The 25,846-nt window shown below is 62.6% G+C and carries 29 protein-coding genes and 1 pseudogene; 9 read left to right on the top strand and 21 right to left on the bottom strand.

Going from position 1 to position 25,846, the window contains the following annotated elements; all coding sequences use genetic code 11:
* A complete protein-coding gene (locus NKJ91_RS19680; protein ID WP_352456895.1) occupies positions 1-2,889 on the top strand; it encodes an EAL domain-containing protein in 2,889 nt (962 codons plus the stop codon).
* 24 nt (positions 2,890-2,913) lie between these two features.
* On the opposite strand, the gene NKJ91_RS19675 is transcribed toward NKJ91_RS19680, so the two are convergent.
* A complete protein-coding gene (locus tag NKJ91_RS19675) occupies positions 2,914-3,522 on the bottom strand; it encodes a YqgE/AlgH family protein (protein WP_031211061.1) in 609 nt (202 codons plus the stop codon).
* 147 nt (positions 3,523-3,669) lie between these two features.
* On the opposite strand from NKJ91_RS19675, the gene NKJ91_RS19670 reads away from it, so the two are divergent.
* The 3 genes from NKJ91_RS19670 to NKJ91_RS19660 all read left to right on the top strand — a co-directional run bounded on the left by NKJ91_RS19670 (position 3,670) and on the right by NKJ91_RS19660 (position 5,685).
* A complete protein-coding gene (locus NKJ91_RS19670) occupies positions 3,670-4,476 on the top strand; it encodes a protein-disulfide reductase DsbD domain-containing protein (protein WP_352456894.1) in 807 nt (268 codons plus the stop codon).
* A gap of 81 nt (positions 4,477-4,557) precedes the next feature.
* Positions 4,558-5,058, top strand: a complete 501-nt coding sequence (locus NKJ91_RS19665) for a peroxiredoxin (RefSeq protein ID WP_352456893.1) — start codon at positions 4,558-4,560, stop codon at positions 5,056-5,058.
* 147 nt (positions 5,059-5,205) lie between these two features.
* Positions 5,206-5,685 (top strand): DUF2938 domain-containing protein, encoded by a 480-nt coding sequence (locus NKJ91_RS19660; protein WP_352456892.1) that lies wholly within the window; start codon positions 5,206-5,208, stop codon positions 5,683-5,685.
* A gap of 4 nt (positions 5,686-5,689) precedes the next feature.
* Here NKJ91_RS19660 and NKJ91_RS19655 read toward each other — a convergent pair whose 3' ends face one another.
* From NKJ91_RS19655 to coxB, 12 genes are all read right to left on the bottom strand, one after another.
* The gene (locus NKJ91_RS19655) at positions 5,690-6,283 is read right to left on the bottom strand and encodes a histidine phosphatase family protein (RefSeq protein WP_352456891.1); all 594 of its coding nucleotides are present in this window, start codon (positions 6,281-6,283) and stop codon (positions 5,690-5,692) included.
* Between the two features lie 43 nt (positions 6,284-6,326).
* Positions 6,327-6,854 (bottom strand): ribonuclease HI, encoded by a 528-nt coding sequence (rnhA, locus tag NKJ91_RS19650; RefSeq protein WP_023674142.1) that lies wholly within the window; start codon positions 6,852-6,854, stop codon positions 6,327-6,329.
* Positions 6,851-7,813 carry a homoserine kinase gene (locus NKJ91_RS19645; protein WP_352456890.1) on the bottom strand — a complete coding sequence of 321 codons (963 nt, stop codon included), beginning with the start codon at positions 7,811-7,813 and terminating at the stop codon, positions 6,851-6,853. Before NKJ91_RS19645 ends, rnhA begins: the two co-directional genes overlap by 4 nt.
* 5 nt (positions 7,814-7,818) lie before the next feature.
* Positions 7,819-8,823 carry a 4-hydroxy-3-methylbut-2-enyl diphosphate reductase gene (gene ispH, locus NKJ91_RS19640; RefSeq protein WP_352456889.1) on the bottom strand — a complete coding sequence of 335 codons (1,005 nt, stop codon included), beginning with the start codon at positions 8,821-8,823 and terminating at the stop codon, positions 7,819-7,821.
* A gap of 107 nt (positions 8,824-8,930) precedes the next feature.
* Complete coding sequence (locus tag NKJ91_RS19635) at positions 8,931-9,686, bottom strand: SURF1 family protein (protein ID WP_352456888.1); 756 nt, start codon at positions 9,684-9,686, stop codon at positions 8,931-8,933.
* The gene (locus NKJ91_RS19630) at positions 9,683-10,069 is read right to left on the bottom strand and encodes a DUF983 domain-containing protein (protein WP_031211059.1); all 387 of its coding nucleotides are present in this window, start codon (positions 10,067-10,069) and stop codon (positions 9,683-9,685) included. The genes NKJ91_RS19635 and NKJ91_RS19630 overlap by 4 nt, the downstream gene beginning before the upstream one ends.
* Positions 10,070-10,152: 83 nt before the next feature.
* Positions 10,153-11,034 carry a cytochrome c oxidase subunit 3 gene (locus tag NKJ91_RS19625; protein ID WP_023674137.1) on the bottom strand — a complete coding sequence of 294 codons (882 nt, stop codon included), beginning with the start codon at positions 11,032-11,034 and terminating at the stop codon, positions 10,153-10,155.
* 1 nt (position 11,035) lies between these two features.
* Positions 11,036-11,668 carry a cytochrome c oxidase assembly protein gene (locus NKJ91_RS19620; protein ID WP_023674136.1) on the bottom strand — a complete coding sequence of 211 codons (633 nt, stop codon included), beginning with the start codon at positions 11,666-11,668 and terminating at the stop codon, positions 11,036-11,038.
* Between the two features lie 7 nt (positions 11,669-11,675).
* Positions 11,676-11,843 carry a cytochrome c oxidase system small membrane protein gene (locus NKJ91_RS19615; RefSeq protein ID WP_023674135.1) on the bottom strand — a complete coding sequence of 56 codons (168 nt, stop codon included), beginning with the start codon at positions 11,841-11,843 and terminating at the stop codon, positions 11,676-11,678.
* Complete coding sequence (locus tag NKJ91_RS19610; protein ID WP_352456887.1) at positions 11,840-12,784, bottom strand: heme o synthase; 945 nt, start codon at positions 12,782-12,784, stop codon at positions 11,840-11,842. Before NKJ91_RS19610 ends, NKJ91_RS19615 begins: the two co-directional genes overlap by 4 nt.
* Positions 12,785-12,859: 75 nt before the next feature.
* Positions 12,860-14,512 (bottom strand): cytochrome c oxidase subunit I, encoded by a 1,653-nt coding sequence (gene ctaD, locus NKJ91_RS19605; RefSeq protein ID WP_031211058.1) that lies wholly within the window; start codon positions 14,510-14,512, stop codon positions 12,860-12,862.
* A gap of 38 nt (positions 14,513-14,550) precedes the next feature.
* Positions 14,551-15,429, bottom strand: coding sequence for a cytochrome c oxidase subunit II (gene coxB / locus NKJ91_RS19600; protein ID WP_352456886.1), 879 nt, complete (start codon positions 15,427-15,429; stop codon positions 14,551-14,553).
* 371 nt (positions 15,430-15,800) lie between these two features.
* Between coxB and NKJ91_RS19595 the strand changes: the two genes are divergently transcribed.
* From NKJ91_RS19595 to NKJ91_RS19580, 4 genes are all read left to right on the top strand, one after another.
* On the top strand, positions 15,801-16,325 hold the full coding sequence (locus tag NKJ91_RS19595; RefSeq protein WP_023674131.1) for an invasion associated locus B family protein: 525 nt from the start codon (positions 15,801-15,803) through the stop codon (positions 16,323-16,325).
* A gap of 128 nt (positions 16,326-16,453) precedes the next feature.
* Complete coding sequence (tldD, locus tag NKJ91_RS19590; RefSeq protein WP_352456885.1) at positions 16,454-17,866, top strand: metalloprotease TldD; 1,413 nt, start codon at positions 16,454-16,456, stop codon at positions 17,864-17,866.
* 151 nt (positions 17,867-18,017) lie between these two features.
* Positions 18,018-18,293 (top strand): AbrB/MazE/SpoVT family DNA-binding domain-containing protein, encoded by a 276-nt coding sequence (locus tag NKJ91_RS19585; RefSeq protein ID WP_023674129.1) that lies wholly within the window; start codon positions 18,018-18,020, stop codon positions 18,291-18,293.
* On the top strand, positions 18,280-18,669 hold the full coding sequence (locus NKJ91_RS19580) for a type II toxin-antitoxin system VapC family toxin (protein ID WP_023674128.1): 390 nt from the start codon (positions 18,280-18,282) through the stop codon (positions 18,667-18,669). The genes NKJ91_RS19585 and NKJ91_RS19580 overlap by 14 nt, the downstream gene beginning before the upstream one ends.
* Before the next feature lie 54 nt (positions 18,670-18,723).
* Here the strand turns inward: NKJ91_RS19580 and NKJ91_RS19575 are convergent.
* From NKJ91_RS19575 to NKJ91_RS19565, 3 genes and pseudogenes are all read right to left on the bottom strand, one after another.
* A pseudogene (locus tag NKJ91_RS19575) lies at positions 18,724-19,095 on the bottom strand (antitoxin Xre/MbcA/ParS toxin-binding domain-containing protein).
* Between the two features lie 75 nt (positions 19,096-19,170).
* Positions 19,171-20,412 carry a class I SAM-dependent RNA methyltransferase gene (locus NKJ91_RS19570; RefSeq protein ID WP_352456884.1) on the bottom strand — a complete coding sequence of 414 codons (1,242 nt, stop codon included), beginning with the start codon at positions 20,410-20,412 and terminating at the stop codon, positions 19,171-19,173.
* Complete coding sequence (locus NKJ91_RS19565; RefSeq protein ID WP_023674124.1) at positions 20,409-21,188, bottom strand: TlyA family RNA methyltransferase; 780 nt, start codon at positions 21,186-21,188, stop codon at positions 20,409-20,411. The genes NKJ91_RS19570 and NKJ91_RS19565 overlap by 4 nt, the downstream gene beginning before the upstream one ends.
* 175 nt (positions 21,189-21,363) lie before the next feature.
* Between NKJ91_RS19565 and NKJ91_RS19560 the strand changes: the two genes are divergently transcribed.
* On the top strand, positions 21,364-21,765 hold the full coding sequence (locus NKJ91_RS19560) for a GFA family protein (protein WP_023674122.1): 402 nt from the start codon (positions 21,364-21,366) through the stop codon (positions 21,763-21,765).
* Positions 21,766-21,833: 68 nt separating this feature from the next.
* Here NKJ91_RS19560 and NKJ91_RS19555 read toward each other — a convergent pair whose 3' ends face one another.
* From NKJ91_RS19555 to NKJ91_RS19535, 5 genes are all read right to left on the bottom strand, one after another.
* Entirely contained in the window at positions 21,834-22,082 is a 249-nt protein-coding gene (locus tag NKJ91_RS19555; protein WP_352456883.1) for a hypothetical protein, read from the bottom strand.
* A gap of 209 nt (positions 22,083-22,291) precedes the next feature.
* Positions 22,292-24,205, bottom strand: a complete 1,914-nt coding sequence (dxs, locus tag NKJ91_RS19550; protein ID WP_023674120.1) for a 1-deoxy-D-xylulose-5-phosphate synthase — start codon at positions 24,203-24,205, stop codon at positions 22,292-22,294.
* An 81-nt stretch (positions 24,206-24,286) separates the two neighbouring features.
* A complete protein-coding gene (locus NKJ91_RS19545; protein ID WP_352456882.1) occupies positions 24,287-25,207 on the bottom strand; it encodes a pirin family protein in 921 nt (306 codons plus the stop codon).
* A 9-nt stretch (positions 25,208-25,216) separates the two neighbouring features.
* Positions 25,217-25,483: a DUF2277 domain-containing protein gene (locus tag NKJ91_RS19540; RefSeq protein WP_023716908.1), complete on the bottom strand. Its 267-nt coding sequence runs from the start codon at positions 25,481-25,483 to the stop codon at positions 25,217-25,219.
* A 109-nt stretch (positions 25,484-25,592) separates the two neighbouring features.
* Entirely contained in the window at positions 25,593-25,844 is a 252-nt protein-coding gene (locus tag NKJ91_RS19535; RefSeq protein WP_352456881.1) for an exodeoxyribonuclease VII small subunit, read from the bottom strand.
* Between the last annotated feature and the right edge of the window lie 2 nt (positions 25,845-25,846).

The following is a 25,846-nucleotide window of genomic DNA, read 5'->3' as shown; positions in this document are numbered from 1 at the left end:
TTGACGAATTTTCTGCGCAAGGGGTCGCTGCTTGCCTTTATGCTGGCGGCAATCGTCACGCTCTGCGCGGCGTCCTCGGCCTTTGCCGTAGAACCGATCAAGATCGCCCGCGACGACGTTGCGCTCGATCTTTCGGGGGCCGTCTTGATCTACCGGAACCAGGGCGAGAATTTTCAGGTGTCGACCGCGCCAGGCCCGGACGGCATCGTGCGGCGCATCGAGGTCGAGGCAAATGATGCGCGCTCGACCGGTGACTGGGCGGTGTTCGCGCTCGCTAATACCACCGACCAGCAGCTCGACAGGCTGATTGTCGCACCGCATTTCCGGCTGGTGAATTCCGGCCTGTTCTGGCCGGATCTCGGCTCGACCCGTATCGCCGCGATCACGCCCAGCGAGGGCTTTGCGCTCGACCGCCAGACCAGCCCCGACGCCGACGTGTTCCGGGTCACGCTGAACCCGGGAACGGTGATTACCTTCATCGCCGAGCTCGCCTCGCCCAAGCTGCCGCAGGTCTATCTGTGGGATCCTGAATCCTACAAGGACTCGGTCAATTCCTACACGCTGTTTCGTGGCATCGTCATCGGCATCGCCGGCCTGCTGGCGCTGTTCCTGACCATCCTTTTCGTCGTCAAGGGGACCTCGATGTTCCCGGCAACGGCGGCCCTAGCCTGGGCGGTGCTTGCCTATATCTGCGTCGATTTCGGCTTTCTCAACAAGATCATAGAGATCTCACCGGGCAATGAGCAGATGTGGCGCGCCGGAACGGAGGTGGCGCTCGCGGCGACCTTCGTGGTGTTCCTGTTTGCCTATCTCAACCTCAACCGGTGGCACGGCCATTTCAGCTACGGCGCACTGGTCTGGATTCTGGGGCTAGTGCTGATCGCCGGTGTCGCCATCATCGATCCGGCGGTTGCCGCCGGCATTGCCAGGCTGTCCTTCGCCGCCACCGCGCTGACCGGGCTCGGCCTGATCATCTTCCTCGGTATCCGCGGTTACGACCGCGCCATCATGCTGGTGCCCAGTTGGGTGATGGTTCTGCTGTGGCTATGCGGATCGTGGATGGCAATCACCGGCATGCTGGACAACGATATCGCTCAGCCGGCGCTGGGCGGTGGGCTGATCCTCATCATCCTGCTGATCGGCTTCACCGTGATGCAGCACGCTTTTGCCGGCGGCGCGCTGCATCAGGGCCTGTTCTCCGACCTTGAGCGGCAGGCGCTGGCGGTTGCCGGATCGGGCGATACTGTGTGGGACTGGGACGTGCTGCGCGACCGCGTCGTCACTCGTCCCGACGTCAGCATTCAGCTCGGTCTTACCCCCAACAGCCTCGGCGGCCCTGCCCGCAACTGGCTGCCGGTGCTGCATGCCGACGACCGCGACACGTTTCGCACGACACTCGACGTGGTGCTCGAGCACCGGCGCGGCCGGGTGTCGCAAAACTTTCGCCTGCGCGGCGCCGACGGGCACTATCACTGGTTTTCGTTGCGCGCCCGGCCGGTGATCGGCTCGGACGGCGAGGTCATCCGCTGCGTCGGCACCATGGTCGACGTGACGGAGCAGAAGAAATCCGAGGAACGGCTGCTGCATGACGCCGTGCACGACAATCTGACCGGCCTGCCCAACCGCGAGCTGTTCATGAACCGGCTGGAGGCGATCATTTCGATTGCCCGCACCGAAGAGAAGGTGCGCCCGACCGTCTTCGTCATCGACATAGACCGGTTCAAGCAGGTCAATGACGGGCTCGGCATCTCGGCCGGCGATACGATCCTTTTGACTATCGCGCGGCGGCTGCACCGACTGCTCAAGCCGAAGGATTCGCTGTCGCGCTTTGCCGGCGACCAGTTCGCGCTGATGCTTTTGTCGGAGCAGGATCCGGCCCGCATCGCGGCCATTGCCGATGCCATCAAGCACGCCATCAACAACCCGATCACCTTCGCCAAGCGCGAGATCGTGCTGACGGCCTCGATCGGGCTGATCACCTGGACCGCCACGCAGACCTCGGCCGAGGACATGGTCAAGGATGCCGAGCTTGCCATGCATCAGGCCAAGCGCTTCGGCGGCGACCGGATCGAGCCGTTCCGTCCCGCCTTCCGCACCGTCGGCACCGACCGGCTGCAGTTCGAGTCCGATCTGCGCCGCGCCATCGAACGACGCGAATTCACGCTTGCCTACCAGCCGATCGTGCGGCTGGAGGACGGCAGCGTCGCAGGCTTCGAAGCGCTGCTGCGCTGGGACCATCCGCGGCGCGGCATGATCCCGCCGGCGGATTTCATTCCGGTCGCCGAAAACTGCGGCTTGATCGTGCAGCTTGGCCTGTTCGCCATGCAACAGGCTGCCGAAGACCTGGCGGGATGGCAAAAGCAGATCGGCGATGCGCCGCTGTCGGTCTCGGTCAATCTGTCCAGCCGCCAGCTCATCCGCCGCGACCTGGTCAGCGACGTCCGCTCGGTGATCGCGCGAGCCAACCTGAAACCGCGCTGCTTCCGGCTCGAACTCACCGAATCGCTGGTGATGGACAATCCCGAGCAGACCGCCCATGTGCTGACCAAGTTGAAGCAGCTTGGCATCGGCCTGTCGCTGGATGATTTCGGCACCGGCTATTCATCGCTGGCCTATCTGACGCGCTTTCCGTTCGACACTATCAAGATCGACAAGAGCTTCGTCGACGACGCGACGCCGAAACGTGCGGTGCTGCTCAAATCCATGGTCAACATGGCGCATGAACTCGGCCTGTCGGTTGTCGCCGAAGGCATTTCGGACGAGAGCGATGCGCTGGAGTTGCGGCAGATGGGCTGCGAATACGTGCAGAGCTTCATGTTCGGCGCGCCGATGCCGGGCGACCAGGTGCTGAAGACGCTGAAGGAACAGTATCCGCTCACTCAAGCGTGACAAGTTTCGGGGACGTGATGAGGCTCAGGCGTGACCGGCAGCCAGGCTGAGATGCGCGAGATCGATGCCGATCGAGGCGAGGATCCGGTCATATTTGCGATCGATGTCGGCGTCGAACAGAAGCTCGGCACTTGCCGGGCAAGTCAGCCAGCCATTCTCGACGATCTCGTTTTCAAGCTGGCCTGCACCCCAGCCGGCATAGCCGAGCGCCATCAGAGCCCGCCGGGGTCCGCGGCCGGAGGAGATGGCGCGCAATATGTCGACGGTCGCGGTGAGACAGACATCATCGGACACGGCGAGCGAGGATTCCACCCGGTAGTCGCCCGAATGCAGAACGAAGCCGCGGCTGCGATCCACCGGTCCGCCATTGCGCACGACGAAGTCGCGCGCCGGCGGCGGCAGGCGAATTGCCTCCAGCTCGTTCATGATGCCAAGTTGCACGAGCAGGTCCGGAAACAGCATCTGCTGCGTCTGGTTGATGATCAGCCCCATCGCGCCTTCGTCGCTGTGCGCGCAAATGTAGATGACGGAGCGCGTGAAGCGGTCGTCCTTCATGCCGGGCATGGCAATCAGGAACTGATCGTCGAGAAAGCCGGGTCCTGCGGCCGTCCTTTTATGGCGCAACAAATCCATGGCCACAGCGTAACGCGTTTCCGGGGCGTCGAAAAGATGGGCGGCGCCCGATTTGATCAGGCTCAAAAGCCGAAGGTCACGCAAATATGATGCCGGCAGCGTCATGAAATCATTGCGCGGCCATCAACGGACGATCAAATCATCGCCATGCAAAGCTTGAAAATCCTGCTGCTTGGTGTGGCCATTGGATCGGCGACCGGCCTCCCCGCCTCAGCCTCCTCGTCGGCCTGGTACAACAGCGAAGGCGGCAGGGTGCGGCTGGTAACAAGCGGCAAAGCCGACGAGGCCGGACGTCTCCAGGGCGTCCTCGACATTGCGCTGAAGCCCGGCTGGAAAACCTATTGGCGCGATCCGGGCGATGCGGGCGTGCCGCCACAGATCGACGTCTCGGCCAGCACCAACATTGCCGACGCGACGCTTTCGTTTCCGCCGCCGCAGCGCCACGATGACGGCTATGGCAAATGGGCCGGCTACGACCACCCGGTTTCGTTGCCGGTGACGTTCACGCTTGCAGCGCCCGGCCAACCGGCCGTCATCGATGCGGACATCTTCCTCGGCATTTGCGAAACCATCTGCATCCCGGTGCAGACAAGGCTGACCGTCGATCCCGGCGCCGATCCCGACAACGCCGAGGATGCGGCACTGGTCAAGGCGGGCCTTGCAACCCTGCCCGCCACGGCAACGCCCGATTTCGGCATAAACGTACTGCCGGGCGACCACGAAACGCTGATTGTCGAAGCGAGCTTTCCGGGCAGCCCCGAGGGCGCCGACTTCTTCGTTGCCGGCGAACGCGACTACATGTTCGGTGCCCCGGCACGCAGCGAAAAGGATGGCAAGCTGATCTTTACTGTACCGATCCTCGACAGGCCGTCGACAACGCCAACCGATGGCGGCCTGCACTACACACTGACAAGTGCCGCAGGCGCGGTCGAAGGCCTGTTGCCATTCCCGTGATGCCAACGTCTGGACGGTTGCCGGGCGCGCCTTAATTCGCTATCGCAAGGAGCTCCCTTCCATTTCCAAGCGAGGACCATCATGACGATCTCCGTTGGCGACAAACTGCCCGATGCGACCTTCAAGACAATGACCGCCGACGGTGCAGGGCCGATCACGACGGGCGAGATATTCTCAGGAAAGAAGGTCGTGCTGTTTGGCGTTCCAGGCGCCTTCACGCCGACCTGCAGCAACAATCATCTGCCCGGCTACCTGGACAATTACGACGCCATCCTGGCGCGCGGCGTCGACACTATCGCCGTTGTCTCGGTCAACGATGTTCACGTCATGGGGGCTTGGGCCCGCTTCAGCGGCGGTGAAGGCAAAATCCTTTATCTTGCCGATGGCAATGGCGATTTCGCCAAATCGGTCGGCCTCGACGCCGACCTCTCCAGCGGCGGCATGGGGCTACGCTCGAAGCGTTTTTCGATGATCGTCGATGACGGCAAGGTCACCGCACTCAATGTCGAGACAAAGCCCGGCGTCGACGAATCCGGTGCGGCTCACATTCTCGGACAGCTTTCCGTCCTGGCGACAGCCTAGGCCAGGCACGGCAAAGGGCGCCTTCGAGCGCTCAACGTCCAAAGGACGCTGACTTTTGCATCGGCGCATGATCCTTCCGAAAGCCGACCCGGTTTTCGGGACCATGCGTCGGCTCTTCGGGACTGCTTGCTTTTGGGGACCTCGATTATGTCTGACATCGTCTGGCGCAGCGTCGCGATCGGCATCGGCGCAACCGCGCTTATGGATGTCTGGGCGATTTTCCTGAGCAAGGCGTTTGCTCAACCGCGGCCGAACTGGGGGCTGGTCGGCCGCTGGGTCTGGCATCTCAGGGAAGGCGAGGTCTTCCATGACGACATTGGCGAGGCCTCGCCCTACCCGCATGAATCAGTACTTGGCTGGGCCTTTCATTATGCTGTCGGCATCGTCTACGGCATCATACTGGTCGTGCTGGCCGGAACGGCCTGGCTCACCGCGCCGACCTTCCTGCCGGCTTTTATGCTCGGTATCGTCACCGTCGGCGCCGGATGGTTTCTGCTGGCGCCCGGCATGGGCGCCGGCTGGGCCGCTTCGAAGCGCCCCAATCCGATGCAGGTCCGCGCCCTCAATCTTGTGTCGCATACGGTGTTTGCCATCGGACCGTTCGGCACCGCCCTGCTGATCCGATAGGTAATTAACCGTCGCGGCGCTGCGTCGGCCTGTCGATCGGCTGCCATCCATGGATAACGCGACGCGCGCTGATATCGTATGCGAAGTAGTTCCCACCGCCCGCTGGCTGATCCGCCTCGCGGCTGATTTCCCGACCGCTCAAAGAGAGCAGCAGGAGCGTTCCGACACCTCCGTGACCTATGAAAGCAACGTCGACGGCGGCGTCGGTGCGTAGCACAGTGTCTACCTCGCTTAGAATACGACGCTGGGCTTCGATAGCTCGCTCCCATCCACGAATGCTGCTGTTTGGATTGGCGAAGAATTGGTCGGCGACCGCCTCGAACTCCGATGGCGGCAGGAAACCGGTTGCCGATCGGTCATTCTCATGCATCCGTTCCCTCACCTCGACTGCAAGGCGGAGATGCCTTCCGAGTATCCCGGCGGTTTCTATCGCCTTGCGTTCACCCGACGACACGATCCGCCGGATCGACCCAACCCACGGCTGATCGAGCATTGCAGATGTTCTCGCTCGCCCGATGTCGGACAGTCCCCACTCCGGCACTGGAACGTTGGCATCGACCTGAACCTGGGGATGCGTGATGTAGTATGCAATCGGCATGATAACAGCTCTTCCTGCCAGAGAGCGGACCCGCAGCCGGAATTCAATAGCTTTGCGTCGAGCGCCGCGCCTTTGTGGCCGCCGGCTGCTTTGACTGCGAACCTGGTTCTGGCGCCGCAGTCTTGACGAGGCCTTTCTTGAAAGGCGCCATGCCGAGCCGCGCCAATTCGTCGGCGCGCTCGTTCTCAGGATGGCCGGCATGGCCCTTGACCCAATGCCAGGTGACCTGATGGCGGTTACGCGCCGCGTCGAGCTGCTGCCACAGCTCGGCATTCTTCACCGGCTGCCTGGCGGCCGTCTTCCAGCCGTTGCGCTTCCAGCCGTCGATCCAGCTGAAAATACCGTCCTTGACATAGTTGCTGTCGGTATAAAGATCGACGGCGCAGGGCTCCTTGAGCGCATTAAGCGCCGAGATGGCCGCCAACAGTTCCATACGGTTGTTGGTGGTGGCAGCCTCGCCACCATGGAGCTCCTTGATTGCGCCGTTGAAGCGCAGGATTGCGCCCCAGCCGCCAGGCCCGGGATTGCCCGAACAGGCACCATCGGTGAAGATTTCAACGCGCTTGGTCATGTCAGTCCATATTCGGAAGGAGAGTTGATCGCCCGGTGGAAGCGCATCCGGCGGATATACTCGGTCGGGTCGCGTTTCATCACCAGCCCGCCGTCCGGGACCGTCAGCCAGTCATAGAGCCGGGTCAGCATGAAGCGCAGCGCCGAACCGCGCGCCAGCATCGGCAGCGCAGCTTTCTCGTCACTGCTCAACGGCCGCACGCTTTGGTAGCCGGCAAGCAACGCCGTGCCCTTGGTCAGATTGAAAGAAAAATCCTTCTCGAAGCACCAGGCGTTGAGGCACGTGGCAACGTCATAGGCATAGAGGTCGTTGCAGGCGAAGTAGAAGTCGATCAGCCCGGACAGTTTCTCGCCGAGGAAGAACACATTGTCCGGGAAAAGATCGGCATGGATGATGCCCTGCGGCAGACCGTTCGGCCAGTTCCGCTCGAAATCGGCGAAATCGGCATCGACCTCGGCCGCCAGTCCCGGCTCGACCTCGTCGGCGCGGGCGCGGGCGGCATTCCACAGCTTGCGCCAGCCATCGATGGCAAGGGCGTTGGGGCGGGTCATCGGAAAATCCGCGCCGGCGAGATGCAGTGCCGCCAGCGCCTTGCCGACCTCGCCGCAATGCGCAGCCGTCGGCCGCCGCAGCGACAGGCCTTCGAGAAAGGTGATGATGACCGCCGGCCGGCCGGCAAGTGTTCCGATCACACCGCCATCATGTGCGGTGACCGGGAGCGGGCACGAAATGCCCTTTCTGGCGAGGTGGGCCATAAGGCCGAGAAAGAACGGCAGGTCAGCCTTGTCGACGCGCTTCTCGTAAAGCGTCAGGATGTAGGAGCCGCTGCTGGTGTGCAGAAGAAAATTCGAGTTTTCGGTGCCTTCGGCGATGCCCTTGTAGGACAAGAGGTCGCCGACCGGATAGTTCCTGAGGAATGCGCCGAGCTCGCCCTCGTTGACGTCGGTGTAGACCGCCATCGTTGCTACGCGGCCCCGTTGACGAAGGCCATGTCGGCAGCCGTCAGTTCGACATCGCGCAACACCCGCATCACCGGAAAGTCCTCCGTCTCCGTCGCCGTCACGGCCAGCTCGATGGTCACGTCGAAGCGCTGCCTGAACGCATCGACGATCTCGTCGACGATGATCTCCGGCGCCGAGGCGCCCGCCGACAGGCCGAGCGTCGAAATGCCGGCAATCTCATTCCACGGAATTTCGGAGGCGCGCTGCACGAGAAGCGACATCGAGGCGCCGGCGCGCTCGGCCACTTCGACCAGGCGCCGCGAGTTGGAGGAGTTAGGTGCGCCGACAACCAGGAAGAGATCGGCGCCGGCCGCTGTTTCCTTGACCGCTTCCTGGCGATTGGTGGTGGCATAACAGATCGATTCCGCCGCCGGCGCGTGCAGCTCGGGAAAACGCTGCTGCAGGGCGCGGATGATACCGGCGGTGTCCTCGACCGACAGCGTCGTCTGGGTGACGAAGCCGAGCGCTTGCGGGTCTGCAGGCACGAAGCTTGCGGCGTCGGCCTCGGTCTCGATCAGAGTGACCGCGCCGTCCCGCAACTGGCCCATTGTGCCGATCACCTCCGGATGCCCGGCATGGCCGATCAAGAGCACGTGGCGGCCAAGCCGCTGATGGCGCATCGCCTGCTTATGGACTTTCGAGACCAGCGGGCAAGTCGCGTCGAGATAGAACAGGTTGCGGGACTGGGCGTCGGCCGGCACCGATTTCGGCACGCCATGCGCCGAAAAGACGACCGGGCTCTGGCGATGCTCGGGCGGGATCTCGGAGAGCTCCTCGATGAACACCGCGCCGAGGCTTTGCAGCCCTTCGACGACGTAGCGGTTGTGCACGATCTCGTGGCGGACATAGACCGGCGCGCCGTATTTCTTCAGCGCCAGCACGACGATCTGGATGGCACGGTCAACGCCCGCACAGAAACCGCGGGGCTGGCAGAGCCGGATGGTCAGCGGCGGCTTTGTGTGAAGCATGATTGCATCTTACGCTGATTGTAGGCCGGTTGATCGGACTATGACTTCTGAGCTCAAGGCGCGAAATGAGGTGCGCGGCCCTGCCCTGTCAAGGGTAGTGGCGGCGATCATTGGTCTTTCGCCGGGCGGCGGAGCCAGGAGATCAGGACGCCGGCAAGGGCGGCGGCAAGGCCGTACCAGGTTATCGCATATTGCAGATGGCTGTTCGGCAGGTCGATGACGGTGACACCGCCAACTGGCAGCCCGCCGGGGTTGGGCGTGGCGTTCGCATCGATGAAGATCGGCACCAGCGCCGCACCTGTCGGCAGGCCAGCGCTCGAGGCCATCGCGTCACGATCTTTCCAGTAGAAGATATTCTTCTGCGGATCATTGTCGGGAAGCATCATCGAGGGCTTGGCCGGCAGCGGGTTGCGGGCGAGCCCCGTCACCGTCACTTTGCCCGTTACCTGCCCCTGCGGCCGCTTGGTCGGGTCCTTGAAATCGTAAGGCACGAAGCCGCGGTTGATCAGCACGAAACGGCCATCGTCGAGCTGAAGCGGCGTGAAGACGTTGAAACCGGACTGGCCTTCCCAGGTGGCGAGGAAATGCCGCTCGTCTTGATGCAGGAAAGTGCCGGTCACTATCACCGGCGTGTAGTCCACGTCTCCGGCGGCAGCAAACCGCTTTTCGAGCTCGGCCAATGGCACAGGCGCCGAATGCGTGCGCTGGTCTATCGTCTGGACAAGGCCCTCTTTCCAGTGCAGGCGCTGAACCTGCCAGGTGCCGAGCGCCAGCAGGATCAAAAACACGACGATACCCAGGCCGAGTGCCAATGCGCGCTTCGGCCGCGACCGGCCGGCCACCGAACCGGATGCCTCGCTCATTCGCCGCGGTCCAGCCGGCCCTCGGCCGCCTTGTTGCGGTATTGCAGCGTCAGCAGCACGCCCTTGATCAGCCGGAGCGCCGCCAGGCAAAGCACCAGCGTCAGCGGAATCCACAGCAGCAGATGCAGCCAGAGCGGCGGATTGAGCGTCACCTCCATCCACAACGCCAGGCCGACGACGATAAAGCCGATGATCAGGATAACGAACACCGCCGGCCCGTCGCCGGCATCGGCGAAGGAATAATCGAGGCCGCAATTGGAGCAGCGATCATCGACCGTGAGGAACCCGGAGAACAGCTTGCCCTCGCCACAGCGGGGGCAGCGGCCATGCAAGCCGGCCGAGATCGGATCGATTGGTGGCCAGATCGCCTTGTCGTCGCTCATGAGGTCCATCCTAGGAGCATTTGCCGCAAAAGATAAGGCGGCCACGTCGCCGCAGCCGCCTTGTCGATTTCCTCAGCTCGATCTCAGTGCGGTTCGATCATCGCGCCGTTCGATGCCCAGACGTAGATCGAGGCAAACAGGAACAGCCACACCACGTCGACGAAGTGCCAATACCAGGCGGCGGCCTCGAAGCCGAAATGCTGCTTGGGCGTGAAGTCGCCCTTCATGGCGCGGATCAGGCAGACCAACAGGAAGATCGTGCCGATGATGACGTGGAAACCATGGAAGCCGGTCGCCATGAAGAAGGTGGCGCCGTAGATCGAATCCCTGAAGCCGAACGGCGCGTGCATGTACTCGTAGGCCTGCACCATGGTGAACAGCATGCCGAGGCCGACGGTCAGCACCAAGCCATTGATCAGGCCCTTGCGGTCGCCGTGGATGAGCGAGTGGTGCGCCCAGGTCACCGTGGTACCTGACAGAAGCAGGATGACGGTGTTGTAGAGCGGCAGATGGAAAGGGTCGAGAACTTCGAGGCCCTTGGGTGGCCAGACGCCGCCGGTGAAGGCGGTACGGGCGTATTGATGGACCTCGCCCGGAAACAGGCTGGCGTCGAAGAAGGCCCAGAACCAGGCGACGAAGAACATCACCTCGGAGGCGATGAACATGATCATGCCGTAGCGCAGATGCAGCGACACGACACGGGTGTGGTGTCCCTCATGCGCTTCCTTGATCGTATCCGACCACCAGGCGAACATCGTGTAGATGACGATCAGCAGGCCGATGAAGAACAGCCATGGATTGGCGACATTGAAACCGAAGATCGGGAAATCGCCGCCCTTGAGGTATTGCATGTAACAGACGCCGCCGAACGCGGTCACCAGCGCCCCGACGGAGCCCAGGAAAGGCCACGGGCTCGGGTCGACAAGGTGGTAGTCATGTTGTGGTTTTGCGTGTGCGTCTGCCATATCAACCCCCGAGGCTTGCTTCGGTATCTGAAATCTTGTTGCGGCGGCCGTCGGCCGGCACCGATGATGCGACCGGCTTGGTCTTGTCGACCGGGAACATCGTGTAGGACAGGGTAATCGTCGTCAGATCCTTCAATTCCGGCGCGTTGACGATGTCGGGATCGACATAGAAGACGACCGGCATGTCCAGTGTCTCGCCCGGCTTCAGCGTCGTGTCGGTGAAGCAGAAACACTCGACCTTGTTGAAGTAAGGTCCGGCCAGTTCCGGCTGCACGTTGAAGGTGGCGCGTCCAGTGATGGGACGGTTGAATTTGTTGGTCGCGCTGAAATGCGCCTCGGCGGTTTCGCCGATCTTGATGGTGATCGAGCGGGCGACCGGCTGGAATTGCCAGGGAACGCCGGCGGTGTTGGCGTCGAAGCGGATGGTGATGTCGCGATCGAGCACCCGATCGGCATATTGCTGGGTCGCCCGTTTGACGGTGCCGCCGTAGCCTGTCGCCTGGCAGAACATCGCATAGAGTGGTACCGCGGCGTAGGCCATGCCGATCATGCCGCCGAAAAACGCGATGCAGACGCCAGCGACGACGCGGTTCGTGTTTTTCTTCGTAGGATCGGTGACTGTTTGCCTGGTCATTGTGAGCTCACATCGAGCCGGGGAAACTGTGACCAAATTTCACGATGGTCGCGACGTAGAATATGACGACCAGCGCCGCCAGCGCGAAACCGATTGCGGCCGAGCGATTGCGGCGGGCCTTCTGCTGACGTTCGGTCAGCGTGACCAGTTCAAGCTTCTTTTCGGCCATGCTCATGCTCCACCAATGGTCAGCGCGCGCGAGACGACACAATCGCCAAGGTAGGCGGCGAAGATGGCGAAGAGATAGAGCAGCGAATAGCCGAACAAGGCCTTGGCCGGCTTCATCGCCCGGTCGTCATCGGCCATTTGCAGCACCTTCCACGCATACCAGACGAAGCCGGCGCCGAGCAGCAATGCAAGGATGCCATAGACCGGCGTGGTGAACCCGAGAACCCAGGGCAGCACGCCAACCGGCGCGAGGACCAGCGCATAGGCAAAGATCTGGCGTCTGGTCGAGGCCTGGCCGGCGACATTCGGCATCATCGGAATGCCTGCCTTCGCATAGTCCTCCGACTTGAACAGCGCGAGCGCCCAGAAATGTGGCGGCGTCCACAGGAAGATGACCAGGAACAGCACCAAGCTTTCGAGGCTGACCGATCCGGTTACCGCCGCCCAGCCGATGACTGGCGGAATGGCACCGGCAGCCCCGCCGATGACGATGTTCTGCGGCGTCCAGCGCTTCAGCCACATCGTATAGATGACGGCATAGAAAAAGATGGTGAAGGCCAGAAGCGATGCTGCCAACCAGTTGACCAGCACGCCGAGCGTCATCACCGACAGAACCGACAGCACCAGCCCGAAACTCAATGCCTCGCCTGGCCGGATGCGGCCGGCCGGCACGGGACGGCCGGCGGTGCGCGTCATCACCGCATCGATATCTGCGTCATACCACATGTTGAGCGCACCGGAGGCGCCGGCGCCGATGGCAATAGCCAGGATCGCGATCACCGCCAGCAGCGGATTGATGGTCACCGGGGCGGCGACCATGCCGACAAACGCGGTGAACACTACCAGCGACATGACGCGCGGCTTCAGCAGGGCGAAGAAATCGCCCGCCGTCGCTTCCGACATGCGGAAGCCCGGCTCGTCAATCAGTCTGTCTTCGGCAAGGGCCATGCGTACTTAAAGTCCATCATTCCGTTGGCCAAAACCGCCGGCCGGCCGGCGGTTCCGTATTAAGGAGGCAACCGCCTACTTGATCTTCGGCAACTGTTCCCACTGGTGGAACGGCGGCGGCGAAGGCAGCTGCCATTCCAGCGTAGTCGCACCCTCGCCCCAAGGATTGGCGCCGGCGACCCGCTTCTTCTGGAACGCCTCGAAGACGCCGAACAGGAAGATGACGACGCCGACAGCCGAGATGTACGAGCCGTAGGACGACACCATATTCCAGCCGGCGAAGGCATCCGGATAGTCGATATAACGACGCGGCATACCGGAGAGACCGAGGAAGTGCTGCGGGAAAAAGACCAGGTTGACGCCGACGAAAGTGACCCAGAAGTGGGTGTTGGCGATCACCGGCGAATACATGTAGCCGGTCATCTTCGGGAACCAGTAGTACCAGCCGGCGAAGATGGCGAAGACCGCGCCCAGCGACAGCACGTAGTGGAAGTGCGCGACCACGAAATAGGTGTCGTGCAGCGGGCGGTCGAGGCCGGCATTGGCCAGCTGCACACCGGTGACGCCGCCAACAGTGAACAGGAAGATGAAGCCGATCGCCCACAGCATCGGGGTCTTGAGCGAAATCGACCCGCCCCACATAGTGGCGATCCACGAGAAGATCTTCACACCCGTCGGCACCGCGATGACCATGGTGGCAAAGACGAAATAGCGCTGGGTGTCGAGCGACAGGCCCGTCGTGTACATGTGGTGGGCCCAGACGATGAAGCCCACCGCGCCGATGGCAACCATCGCATAGGCCATGCCGAGATAGCCGAACACCGGCTTCCTCGAAAAGGTCGAGATGATATGGCTGATGATACCGAAACCCGGCAGGATCAGAATGTAGACCTCCGGATGGCCGAAGAACCAGAACAGGTGCTGGAACAGGATCGGATCGCCGCCGCCGTCGGGGGCAAAGAAGGTGGTGCCGAAATTGCGGTCGGTCAAAAGCATGGTGATGCCGCCGGCCAGCACCGGAAGCGACAGAAGCAGCAGGAAGGCGGTAATCAGCACCGACCAGGCGAACAGCGGCATCTTGTGCATGGTCATGCCGGGCGCGCGCATGTTGAAGATGGTGGTGATGAAGTTGATGGCGCCAAGAATCGAGGAGGCGCCGGCGATGTGGATTGACAGGATCGCCAGATCCATGGCTGGTCCAGGCTGGCCCGATGTCGACAGCGGCGGGTAAAGCGTCCAGCCGCCGCCGACGCCGTAGGCGCCGGGCGCACTCGGGACGAAGGCCGAGAAAATCAGCAGGATGAAAGCCGGCGGCAGCAGCCAGAACGAGACGTTGTTCATGCGCGGGAAGGCCATATCCGGCGCGCCGATCATGATCGGCACCATCCAGTTGGCAAAGCCGCCGATCAGCGCCGGCATCACCATGAAGAAGATCATGATCAGCGCATGCGCGGTGGTGAAAGCATTGTACATGCTCTTGCCGCCGTCGATGGCGGCGTCGCCGTTCATGCCGTAGACCATCTGCGCCAGGCCAGTGAATATCTGGATGCCCGGCTCCTGCAATTCCATGCGCATGACGACCGACAAGGCGCCACCGATGCAGCCCGCCATGATCGCGAAGATCAGATAAAGCGTACCGATGTCCTTGTGGTTGGTCGAATACACCCACCGGACCCAGCCATGATACGGCTTGTGGTCGTGGTCGTCGTGAGCTGCAGCGTGCGCCATGGTCGGCTCCGTTCCCTGAATCTTTTCTGGTCGCGGCATCAATTGCCGGCGGCCGCTACCTTGTTCGTGCCATCGACCTCGGCCATCAGCGCCTTGTTGGCGCCGGGAAGGTCGGTTTTGGCTGCCGCCAGCCAGGTCTTGTATTGTGCATCGGAGACGACGCGAATGGCGATCGGCATGAAGGCGTGGTCCTTGCCGCAGAGTTCCGAGCACTGGCCGTAATAGAGGCCTTCCTTGTCGGCCTTGAACCAGACCTCGTTGATGCGGCCCGGCACCGCGTCGGTCTTGATGCCGAAGGACGGCATGGCAAAGGCGTGAATGACGTCGGTCGCCGTCACCAGCACGCGGGTCATGGTGCTGACCGGCACCACCATCTCATTGTCGACGGCGAGCAGGCGCGGATACTCGGCGCGATCTTCCTTGCCGGCAGCAGCCCTGTCGGCATCCTGAAGGATCGCGGAATTGAAGGAAAGCGTGTTGTCGACCTGGTATTCGTAGTCCCAGTTCCACTGATTGCCGGTCGCCTTGACGGTCAGCTTGGCTTCTTCCGGCGGCGTGTATTGCGCGGTCAGCAGCTGGAACGAGGGAATGGCGAGACAGAGCAGGATGACCACGGGACCGACAGTCCAGATGACCTCGATCAGCGTGTTGTGGCTGGTGCGCGACGGCGTCGGGTTGACGCTCGCCCGGAACCGCAAAATGCAGTAGGCGATCAGGAAAAGCACCAAGGCGGTGATCACAATGATGAACGCGAACGAGTAGTTCCCGAACCACTCGATCTGCCGCATAATGTCGGTTGCCGGAGGCTGAAAACTGGTTTCCCAAGGTTGGGGCTGGGCTGCATGAGCGGATGCAGCGGCAAACAACGTGGCGGCGGCACTAGCTACGATTTTGGCGGTTGCCAGGAATTTTCTCATCGCCCTCGTCATCTCCCAGTTCCTCGCGATCGGACCGCAAGAATGTCGAACAATGCCGGGACGGGAATCCCGGACAATTCAAGGCTGGTTCAAACCATACTCTATTTGCCTCCGCAAGAAAGGAGCGCCGGAACCCGTGCGGCATTTTTGCGCGCAAGCGCGGCTGTGGCTTCGTGCGGTGACTGCTTGCCGCGAATCACCGGAGCGGCATCTGGGTAGAATGAGCCGCGCGGCGTGCGGAGCCGTCGCAATTAGGGCGAAATTGGCACTGAAAAGCGCATTGTCGCCTGTGTCGGGGCAGATCGCCAGGGTCTCGTCCTTTACTTGGGTTTAGTGCGGCTTAAAGTGCCGTGATTCGCAATGGAGCCGTCATGAACCCTTGGCTTTCGAGAACCTTGGCGAAGGTCATCTTTGTTGCCGCCGCAATAGCCTTGTCCGGCGCCGGCCTGGCCAATGCCGCGCAGCCAAGCGGCACGGTGAAGTCAACGCATGGGGCGTGGTCGATCATCTGCGATACGCCCGCCGGTGCTACATCCGAACAATGCGTGATGATGCAGAACGTCGTCGCCGAGGACCGTCCGGAAATGGGTCTTTCCGTTGTCGTGCTGCGCACAGCCGACAACAAGGCCGAAATCCTGCGTGTGCTGGCGCCGCTCGGCGTCCTGTTGCCCAACGGCCTCGGCCTCAATGTCGACGGCAAGGATATCGGCCGCGCCTATTTCGTGCGCTGTTTCCAGGATGGCTGCTATGCCGAGGTCATCCTGGAAAAGCCGCTGCTCGACACGCTGAAGACTGGTACGTCCGCCACCTTCATCGTCTTCCAGACGCCGGAAGAGGGCATCGGCATTCCCGTCGACCTCAAGGGTTTCGCCGACGGCTTCGCCGCCCTGCCTTGAGACTTGGTCTTGTAGCACGATCCAGTGATGTTGACCGGCCGAGGTCACGGCAAATCTCATTTCAGATTGTCTGTGCGGGCCTTCGCGCCTACATCGTGGGAAACAATCCTCCTGCGAATGGACCTGCCATGAACAGCCTGATCGGCCAATTTGACATTTCCGACGATCGCATCAAGCAAATCGTTGCCGAGACTATTAACGGCGCCGACGACGGCGAACTGTTTCTCGAATATAGCGAAAGCGAATCGCTGATGTTCGACAATGGCAAGCTGAAGACCGCGAATTTCAACACCGACCAGGGTTTCGGCCTGCGCGCCGTCGCCGGCGAAGCCAGCGGCTACGCCCATTCCAGCGATCTTTCCGAAGCCTCGCTGCTGCGCGCCGCCGATGCCGTTTCGACGGTGAAGAGCGGCTATTCCGGTACGCTTGCCGCAGCGCCTGCCCGCACCAACCGCCATCTCTACGGCGACGGAAACCCTATCCCCTCGCCTTCCTTCGAGGCCAAGGCCAAGCTGCTTCAGGAAATCGATGCATGGCTGCGGGCCGAGGATCCGCGCGTCAGGCAGGTGACGGCGTCGCTCGCCGCCTCCTGGCAGCATGTCGAGATCGTGCGCGCCGACGGCCAGATGGTGCGCGACATCCGTCCGCTGGTCAGGATCAACGTGTCTGTGGTGGTCGGCGACGGCGACCGCCAGGAGAGCGGCTCCTACGGCATGGGAGGCCGCAAGGATTTTGGTGAATTCCTGATCGAGGACAGCTGGCGGCACGCGGCCAAGGAGGCATTGCGGCAAGCGCTGGTCAATCTCGAAGCGGTTCCAGCACCTGCCGGCACTTTCGACATCGTGCTGTCGAGCGGCTGGCCGGGCGTCATGTTGCACGAGGCGGTCGGTCACGGGCTGGAAGGCGACTTCAACCGCAAGAAGACGTCGGCCTTCGCCGGCCTGCTTGGCCAGCAGGTGGCGGCGAAAGGCGTCACCGTCGTTGACGACGGCACCATGCCCGAGCGGCGTGGCTCGCTTACCGTCGATGATGAGGGCACGCCATCGGCCCATAACGTGCTGATCGACGATGGCAAGCTGGTCGGCTACATGCAGGATCGTCAGAACGCCCGGCTAATGGGCATGAAAGCCACCGGCAACGGGCGACGCCAAGGTTATGCGCACGAACCGATGCCGCGCATGACCAACACCTACATGACAGCAGGCGACATGGAGCCGGACGAGATCATCGCCTCGGTCAAGAACGGCATCTATGCCGTGTCGTTCGGTGGCGGCCAGGTCGACATCACTTCGGGCAAGTTCGTGTTCGGCTGCACCGAAGCCTACATGATCGAGAACGGCAAGGTGACGCAACCGATCAAGGGCGCCATGCTGATCGGCAACGGGCCGGATGCCATGCATCGTGTGGCGATGATCGGCAACGACATGAAGCTCGACACCGGCATCGGCATGTGCGGCAAGGCCGGACAGGGCGTGCCGGTCGGCGTCGGCCAGCCGCATCTCAGGATGAACCAGATGACAGTCGGCGGCACCAGGGTTTGATGGAGTTGACGCCGAATTATCGCCGCTCCGGAACAACCAATCCCCGCCGCCCACTGCCTTGTCATCGCTTTAAGTAGGAGTAGCTTGCGCCTTGAATTTGCCGAGAGCTTCGACTATCTTACATTCGTCTTACACTTAAGGACGTGCCGAGATGGCTGCCGCAGAGAAGCTCGTAACTACGGTCTCGACCAAGGGACAGGTCATCCTGCCCAGCGCGATCCGGAAACGGAGGGAATGGCATGCCGGCACACGCCTTCTGGTCGAGGATACCCCGGAGGGCGTGCTACTGAAGCCTGCGCCAGTCTTCGCCGAGACGCGGCCAGAGGACGTGTTTGGATCGCTGCGCTATAGCGGCAGGCCGAAGACGTTGGAAGAAATGGACGCGGGCGTGCTCGCCGAAGCGCGGCGGCGCCATGCTCGCAATTGATACCAACCTGATCGTCCGCTACCTGACGGGCGATCACCCGTCGCAGTCTTCCCGCGCCCGGGCGCTGATCGATAGCCAGCCGGTCTTTGTCGCCGTCACGGTGATGCTGGAAGTCGAATGGGTGTTGCGCAGCGCCTACGGTTTTGCGCCGCTTGAAATCGCCCGTACGCTACGGGTGTTTAGCGGGCTTCCCACGGTAGAGGTGGAAGACGGGGCGGTCGTGTCGTCCGCGCTCGACCTCTCGGAACAGGGGTTGGATTTCGCTGACGCGCTGCATCTGGGCAAGTCCGCTCACTGCGCTGGCTTCGCGACTTTTGACCGCAAGTTCGTCAGGGCCGCGAAGGCGGCCGGATACGAACGCGTGCAAGAAGCATAGCAGCTCACAGCGGCCCAGCGCGGCACAAAAGCGCGTCACAGGGTCAGCCTGGTTTCAGGCATAGATGCCGGAGCGGACTGCCTCCAGATAGGCAAGCACCTTGTCCGTCTTGCCTTCGCGAACCAGATCGTAGGCGGTCTTTCCGGCCCAACCGGGGATCGGCTGATGCTTGAACCAGATCGCCGCACGATGTTCATCACCGGCCATCTCGCCGGCCATCGCCAGGATACGGACGATGGGACTCAATGCGGCGTCGACCTAGCGCGCACCGGACTTGGCGGCAAGCGTGTTGCGCGCGAGACCGGTCAGCCCCGCCAGTTCTGTCATATTAACCCCTAGCAGTTCAGCGACCCGCCTTGGCGAGAGAAACGGCGCCCGCTCCTCGCCGAAGCGCCATGCCGAAATTTCGAAGGCTGCGGTGCTCATGGCAATTCCCTAGCACAGTCTGAACGACGTGCGTTCAAAATGTGCTTTTTTGGTGCGCGTTTCAGGCCCTGGCTGCTAGCGCCTTCGTCTCGGCTTCTCCAACAGCGCCACGACCTCGACATGCGGCGACCACAGGAACTGGTCGATCGGCGTCACGCTCTTCAGGGCGTAGCCGCCGTCCATGAGGATGCGTAGGTCCCGCGCCAGCGTTACCGGATTGCAAGACACCGCGGCGACGAGCGGCACGTCGGAGCGCGCGATCTGCTTCGACTGGTCCTCGGCGCCGGCGCGAGGCGGGTCGAAGACAACGCCGTCAAAGGCATTCAACTCCTTGAATGTCAGCGGCCTCCGGAACAGGTCGCGACGTTCGCCGGTCACCCGCTTCAGGCCGCTGGCGAAACGGAATGCCCGGTCGAGCGCCGCGAGTGCTGCCGCATCGCCTTCCACCGCATGAACCTCCGATCTTGCGGCTAGGCGCAGCGCGAAGCTGCCGCAGCCGGCGAAGAGATCGGCGACCTTTTTGGCGCGCGCGAAATGCTGGACGACAATGTTGGCCATCGCCTGTTCGGCAGCCTCGGTCGCCTGCAGGAAAGCGCCCGGAGGCACTGCGACGGCGACGCCACCAAACAGGACGACCGGTTTGTTTGGTTCGATAATGACCTCGCCGTCGACCGACAGCCTGGCTAGCCGCTCGGCGATGACGAAGTTGGAAGCGACGCGGCGCTGGTTCTCGCCGAGCTTGCCGGAATCGTGAACCGCGACATCGAGGCCGGAACCGGTCACCGTCACCGCCATGTGGAACGATTTGGTCGTGGTGCAGATCAGTCCGGCAAGCATCCTCAAACGGTCGAGCGCAGCGACGATCCGCGGCAGCGAGATCGGGCATTCCTCGATCGAGATGATCTCGGATGACAGCGCGCGAACAAAGCCGAACTGCATTCCCGCCTCGCTCCGCCGGGCGGTGAAGACGACGCGGCGGCGTGTGTGCGGCGCGCACGGCACCAGCGCCCCGACATCGCAAGCGATGCCCTTGCTCTTCAGCGCATGCACGACCTTTTCGCGCTTCCACCGGTGATAGGCTTCAGTCTCGAGATGCTGGACGGCGCAGCCGCCGCACGCGCCGAAATGCCGGCACGGCGGATCGACCCGCAACGGCGAAGCCTCAAGGACCGACATCAAGGTGGCGCGATCTTTCTCCCGCGCGGCGGTGACGACCTCTCCCGACAGCGCGAACGGAATGAAAACCTCGCCGGTTTCCGTCTCGGCGATGCCGTCGCCCTGCGAGCCCAACCTTGCGATCGTGAAACGGGTGCTCATCGCCTCTGGGTCTCGACGTCCTTGATGCCGCCGAGCAGGAACTCGCGGTTGCCGTCGCCGCCCTCTATCGGTGACAGATGAAGCCCCAGCGAGCGCCAGCCGGGAATGGCATCGAGCCAGTCCTGCATCAGGCCGGCAATGCGCGCCGCATCATAGGGGTCCTTCAGCAGGCCGCCCTTGCCGATCGCCTCGCGGCCGGCCTCGAATTGCGGCTTGACCAGAAACACAGCTTTTGCGCCATTCCTGGCCAAGGCAAGCGCCGGCGGCAGCGCCAGTTTCAGCGATATGAAGCTGACATCCGAGACGATGAAATCCGGCACACGGCCGCCGAGATCGGCGGCCGATAGTTCGCGCGCATTCAGGCCTTCAATTACCGTCACGCGCGGATCGCCGGCAATGTCGGAGTGCATCTGGCCGTGCCCGACATCGATCGCCGTGACATGCGCCGCGCCGCGTTCGAGCAGCACCTGCGTAAAGCCGCCGGTCGAGGCGCCGACATCGAGCGCTTCGTTGCCGGTGGGGTCGAGGGCGAAATGGTCGAGACCAGCCTTCAGCTTCAGTGCAGCGCGCGACACGTAACCTTGCGCCGGATCGTCAACGACGATGTTGCACTCAGGCAGAACGGCCTGGCCCGGCTTGAGGGCGACGATGCCATCGACCGTCACGGTGCCGCGCTCGACCGCGTCGCGGGCACGCGAGCGGCTGGCAAACAGGCCGCGCTGGACGAGCAATTCGTCGAGCCGCTGGCGTATGCTGGCTGGCGGAAGGGAAGTCATCGGCCTTCATGGCGAAAGCCAACGATGATGGCAAGGAATTTGGCGATCAGACAAGGCATAGTTGGAAAGGCGGTGAGCGCATCAAGCCGCTGCGCTGTTTGTCGAGCCTCGCACGAGACCCGACGCAATGCTAAGAAAGAGATGCCGTTTAGCCGTCGAAACGTGGAGGAGGAACATGCTGACGGGAACCTGCCACTGCGGCGCAGCCCACTGGACCCTGGAGGGCGATCCCGGTTCGATCACTGCCTGCAATTGCACACTTTGCCGTCGCTACGGCACGCTCTGGGCTTACGACTATGTCGACGAACGCATCCGCCTTGCCGGGCCCGTAAGCGCCTATCGGCGCGTCGGAAAGGCTCATCCTTCGCTTGAGATTCTCTTCTGCCCAACCTGCGCTTGCGTCCTGGCCTGGCGCGGTTTGCATCCCGAGGCGGCTGGGCGCTACCGCATCGCCGTCAATGTGAGGCTTGCGCCGCCCGAGGCCGTCGCCGATCTCCCGATCGACCATTTCGAGGGTCTCGATACATTCGAGGATTTGCCGAGAGATGGTCGCTGTGTGCGGGACATGTGGTTCTAGTTTCTAGAGTCTCTTCGGGATCATGCTTTAGAATATGGTCCGCGAAACCCGCCGTTCGACGGCCGGCGTCAGACCGTCGCTGCTGTCGCCGGACACCTGTGTGCGCGCCGGTCAGCGGAACTGGACGCCTTCGGCAAGGTATCGGGCACGACGACGAATTGCGGCGCCTGCTTGTAGGAGAAGCCGCCACGGATTTCGCCGATCTTGCCGGCGACGACGCCCATCACCGCCTCTTCGAGTTTGCGGTCGTAAGTTTCGGCTGTAGCCGACAAGACGAAGATGGCCGCAAGCGCGATGCCGCCCAAAAGCGATCTCATTGGTCTGCTTTCCCCTGCCTGTTGCCTTCTAGCAGGGCAGCGTTGAAGAACGGCCAAAGGACACGGTAAGCAAATCGCCAAACGGCAGCGTAAACAGCATGTTACGATTGTTCGCCGGTAATTTGATTCAAGCGTTTGAGATATTGATTCAGACTAGCATCTTGCAGCCAAGTTGAATCGCGTCGGCGTCGCGGGAATGCGTCTAAAAGCTAGGCGCGCTGGGCCTGCGCGGTATGCCCCAGCGCCACGAACACGGTGCGCACGATGCCGGCGCTGTCCAGCCCGGCATCGGCATACATCTTTTCCGGCTTGGCATGGTCGACAAATGTATCGGGCAGCACCAGCGGGCGCACCTTCAGGCCGCTCTCCAGCAGCCCTTCATGGGCCAGGAACTGCAGCACATGGCTGGCGAAGCCGCCGACCGCGCCCTCTTCCACCGTCACCAGTATCTCGTGTGAACGGGCCAGCCGCCGGATCAGGTCCTCGTCGAGCGGCTTGGCAAAACGGGCATCGGCGACCGTGGTCGAAAGCCCGGCCGCGCCAAGCTCCTCGGCCGCGGCCAGGCAATCCTGCAGCCTGGTGCCGAAGGAAAGCAGCGCAACCTTGGTGCCTTCCCTGACGATCCGGCCCTTGCCGATCTCCAATACCGAGCCGCGTTGCGGCATCTCGACACCAACGCCGTTACCGCGCGGGTAGCGGAAGGCGATCGGGCCGTCATCGTAGCTTGCGGCGGTGCGTACCATGTGGCGCAGCTCGGCCTCATCGGCCGCGGCCATGACGACGAAACCGGGCAGCGTCGCCAGGAAGGTCGTGTCGAAGGCGCCGCAATGGGTGGCACCATCGGCGCCGACGAAGCCGGCGCGATCGATCGGAAAGCGCACCGGCAATTTCTGGATCGCCACGTCGTGGACGACCTGGTCGTAGGCGCGCTGCAGGAAGGTCGAGTAGATCGCCGCGAAAGGCTTGAAGCCTTCCGTGGCAAGGCCGGCGGCGAAGGTCACCGCATGTTGCTCGGCGATGCCGACATCGAAGGTCCTCGCCGGAAACGCTTCGCCGAACAGATCAAGCCCGGTGCCGTTCGGCATGGCGGCGGTGATGGCGACGATGCGGTCGTCCTCTCGGGCCTCCTGGATCAGGCTTTCGGCAAACACCTTGGTGTAGCTCGGCGCATTGGCGGGCGCCTTGGCCTGGGCGCCGGTGATGACGTCGAATTTGTTGACGCCATGATATTTGTCGGCCGCCGCCTCGGCCGGGGCGTAGCCCTTGCCCTTCTGGGTCACGACATGGATCAGCACCGGGCCGTCGGCATTGTCGCGGACGTTCTTCAGCACCGGGATCAGGTGCTCGAGGTTGTGACCGTCGATCGGGCCGATGTGGTAGAACCCCATTTCCTCGAACAACGTGCCGCCGGTGACGTAACCGCGCGCATGCTCGACCGCTCGCTTGATGGCGCGATCGGCGCGCTCGCCGAGATACGACGTCAGCTTCTTGCCGAAATCGCGCAAGCCTAGATAGGTCTTGCCCGACGCCAGACGGGCCAGATAGGCGCTCATTGCGCCGGTCGGCGGAGCGATCGACATATCGTTGTCGTTCAAGATGACGATCAGCCGGGCATCGAGTGCGCCGGCATTGTTCATCGCCTCATAGGCCATGCCGGCCGACATGGCGCCGTCGCCGATGACGGCAATGACATTGTTGCGGCCATCGGACAGATCGCGCGCCATCGCCATGCCGAGGCCGGCTGAAATCGAGGTCGAGGAGTGGGCTGCGCCGAACGGATCGTATTCGCTCTCGACGCGACGCGTGAAGCCGGACAGGCCGCCCTCCTGCCGCAGCGTGCGGATGCGGTCGCGGCGGCCGGTCAGGATCTTGTGCGGATAAGCCTGGTGGCCGACGTCCCAGATCAGCCGGTCGTCCGGCGTGTTGAAGACGTAGTGCAGCGCGACGGTCAGTTCGACGACGCCAAGGCCGGCGCCGAGGTGGCCGCCGGTGTGGGAAACGACGTCGATCAGTTCGGCGCGAAGCTCTGACGCCAGCTGCGGCAGGTCGCCTTCGGCAAGCGTGCGCAAATCGGCTGGGACGCGGACCTTGTCGAGAAGCGGCGTATCGGGCTTTGCGTTCACTGTTTGCGAGCCTGGTCAGATTTTCTGTTCATCGTGAAATATGCCGCTGGCCGGCGAATGTAAATGTGGCGGTAACGCGCATCAGCTTTCGGGCAGCGGGATGAACTCTTGCTCGTCTCCAGGAACGATATCGAAGCGGCCTGTCTTCCATTCTTCTTTCGCCTGCTCGATGCGTTCCTTTGAGGACGATACGAAATTCCACCAGATATAGCGTTTCGAACCGAGCGAGGCGCCGCCAAACAGCATGAAATGGGCGCCGCGTTCCGATGAGACAACGATTTCGTCGCCGGGCCGGAAGACCAGCAGCCGCTCGGCCGGGAAGCGGTCACCGGATATCGAAACCTCGCCTTCCAGCGTATAGATGGCGCGCTCCTCGGCATCGGCCGGGATTTTCACGCTGGCACCCGGCGCCAGCCTGAGATCGGCATAAAGCGTGTCCGAAGCGGTGGCGACCGGGGAGCGCAGTCCGGAAAACGCACCGATGATCACACGGCCGCTAACGCCCTCCGCATCGATTTCGGGCAGGCGCAGGGCCGCGGTGTTCTCGAAGACCGGCGCGACTTCTTCCTTGCCGTCCGGCAGCGCCAGCCATGTCTGCAGGCCGGAAACCGACATCGGCGCGCCGCGCAGTTCTTCCGGCGTGCGCTCCGAATGGACGATGCCACGGCCGGCGGTCATCAAATTCACGTCGCCGGGCTGGATTACCATCTCGGTGCCGAGCGAATCGCGATGCCTGATCTTGCCGTCGAACAGGTAAGTCACCGTAGACAGGCCGATATGTGGGTGCGGACGCACGTCGAGCGCCTTGCCCGCTCGCAGAACGGCTGGACCCATGCGGTCGAAGAAGATGAAGGGTCCGACCAGCCGGCGCCTGGCCGTCGGCAAGGCGCGGCGAACCTGAAATCCGCCAATATCCTTGGCGTTCGGAATGACCATCAGCTCGATCTGATCGCTGGCGAAGGCATCGCCCATCTGCGGATCGTTTCCGGGAAAGAAGCTCACGCGGTCCCCTCAGGCGAAGCGAAGTGCAGATTTGGCTTTCGCCTTGGCCGCCACCTCTTCGCGATTGCGCGGATGCTGTGTCGTCTCGAGGCTGTCGAGCAATTCGCGCGCCGAGGCGGCAATGGCCTCGACGGCATGGTCGAACGCATGCTGGTTCTGTTTCGACGGCCGCGTCGTTCCGCTCAGCTTGCGGACAAACTGAAGCGCGGCATCGCGGACCTCGTCATTGGTTGCCGGCGGATCGAAATTGAACAGGGTTTTGATGTTTCTGCACATCGTTCGCAATCTCCTCTCGTCCTGGAGCCGTTTCAAACGGGATGAGTTTTATCCTCAATCGTGATGATGTCCAAAGCCGGTAAGCAAAATTGTCGTTCGAGGCCGCGCCTCAATCCGCGTCCAACGGCTCTGTCCCCACCGGCTTGCTGTCACGCGACAGCCTGATTTTCTCGACCTTGTCCTCGGCCGCCTTCAGCAGCCGGTCGCAATGCGCCTTCAGCGCCTCGCCGCGCTCGTAGATGCGGATCGACTGGTCGAGCGGAACGTCGCCGCGCTCCAGATCGTCGACGATCCTCTCCAGCGCCTCGAGCGCCTGCTCGAAGCTCATCGCCTTGACATCCTCGTTGGTCTCACCAGCCATCG

This window comes from Mesorhizobium sp. M0040, assembly GCF_040323505.1.
GTDB lineage: Bacteria > Pseudomonadota > Alphaproteobacteria > Rhizobiales > Rhizobiaceae > Mesorhizobium.
This window is presented reverse-complemented; position numbering and strand designations above follow the sequence as displayed.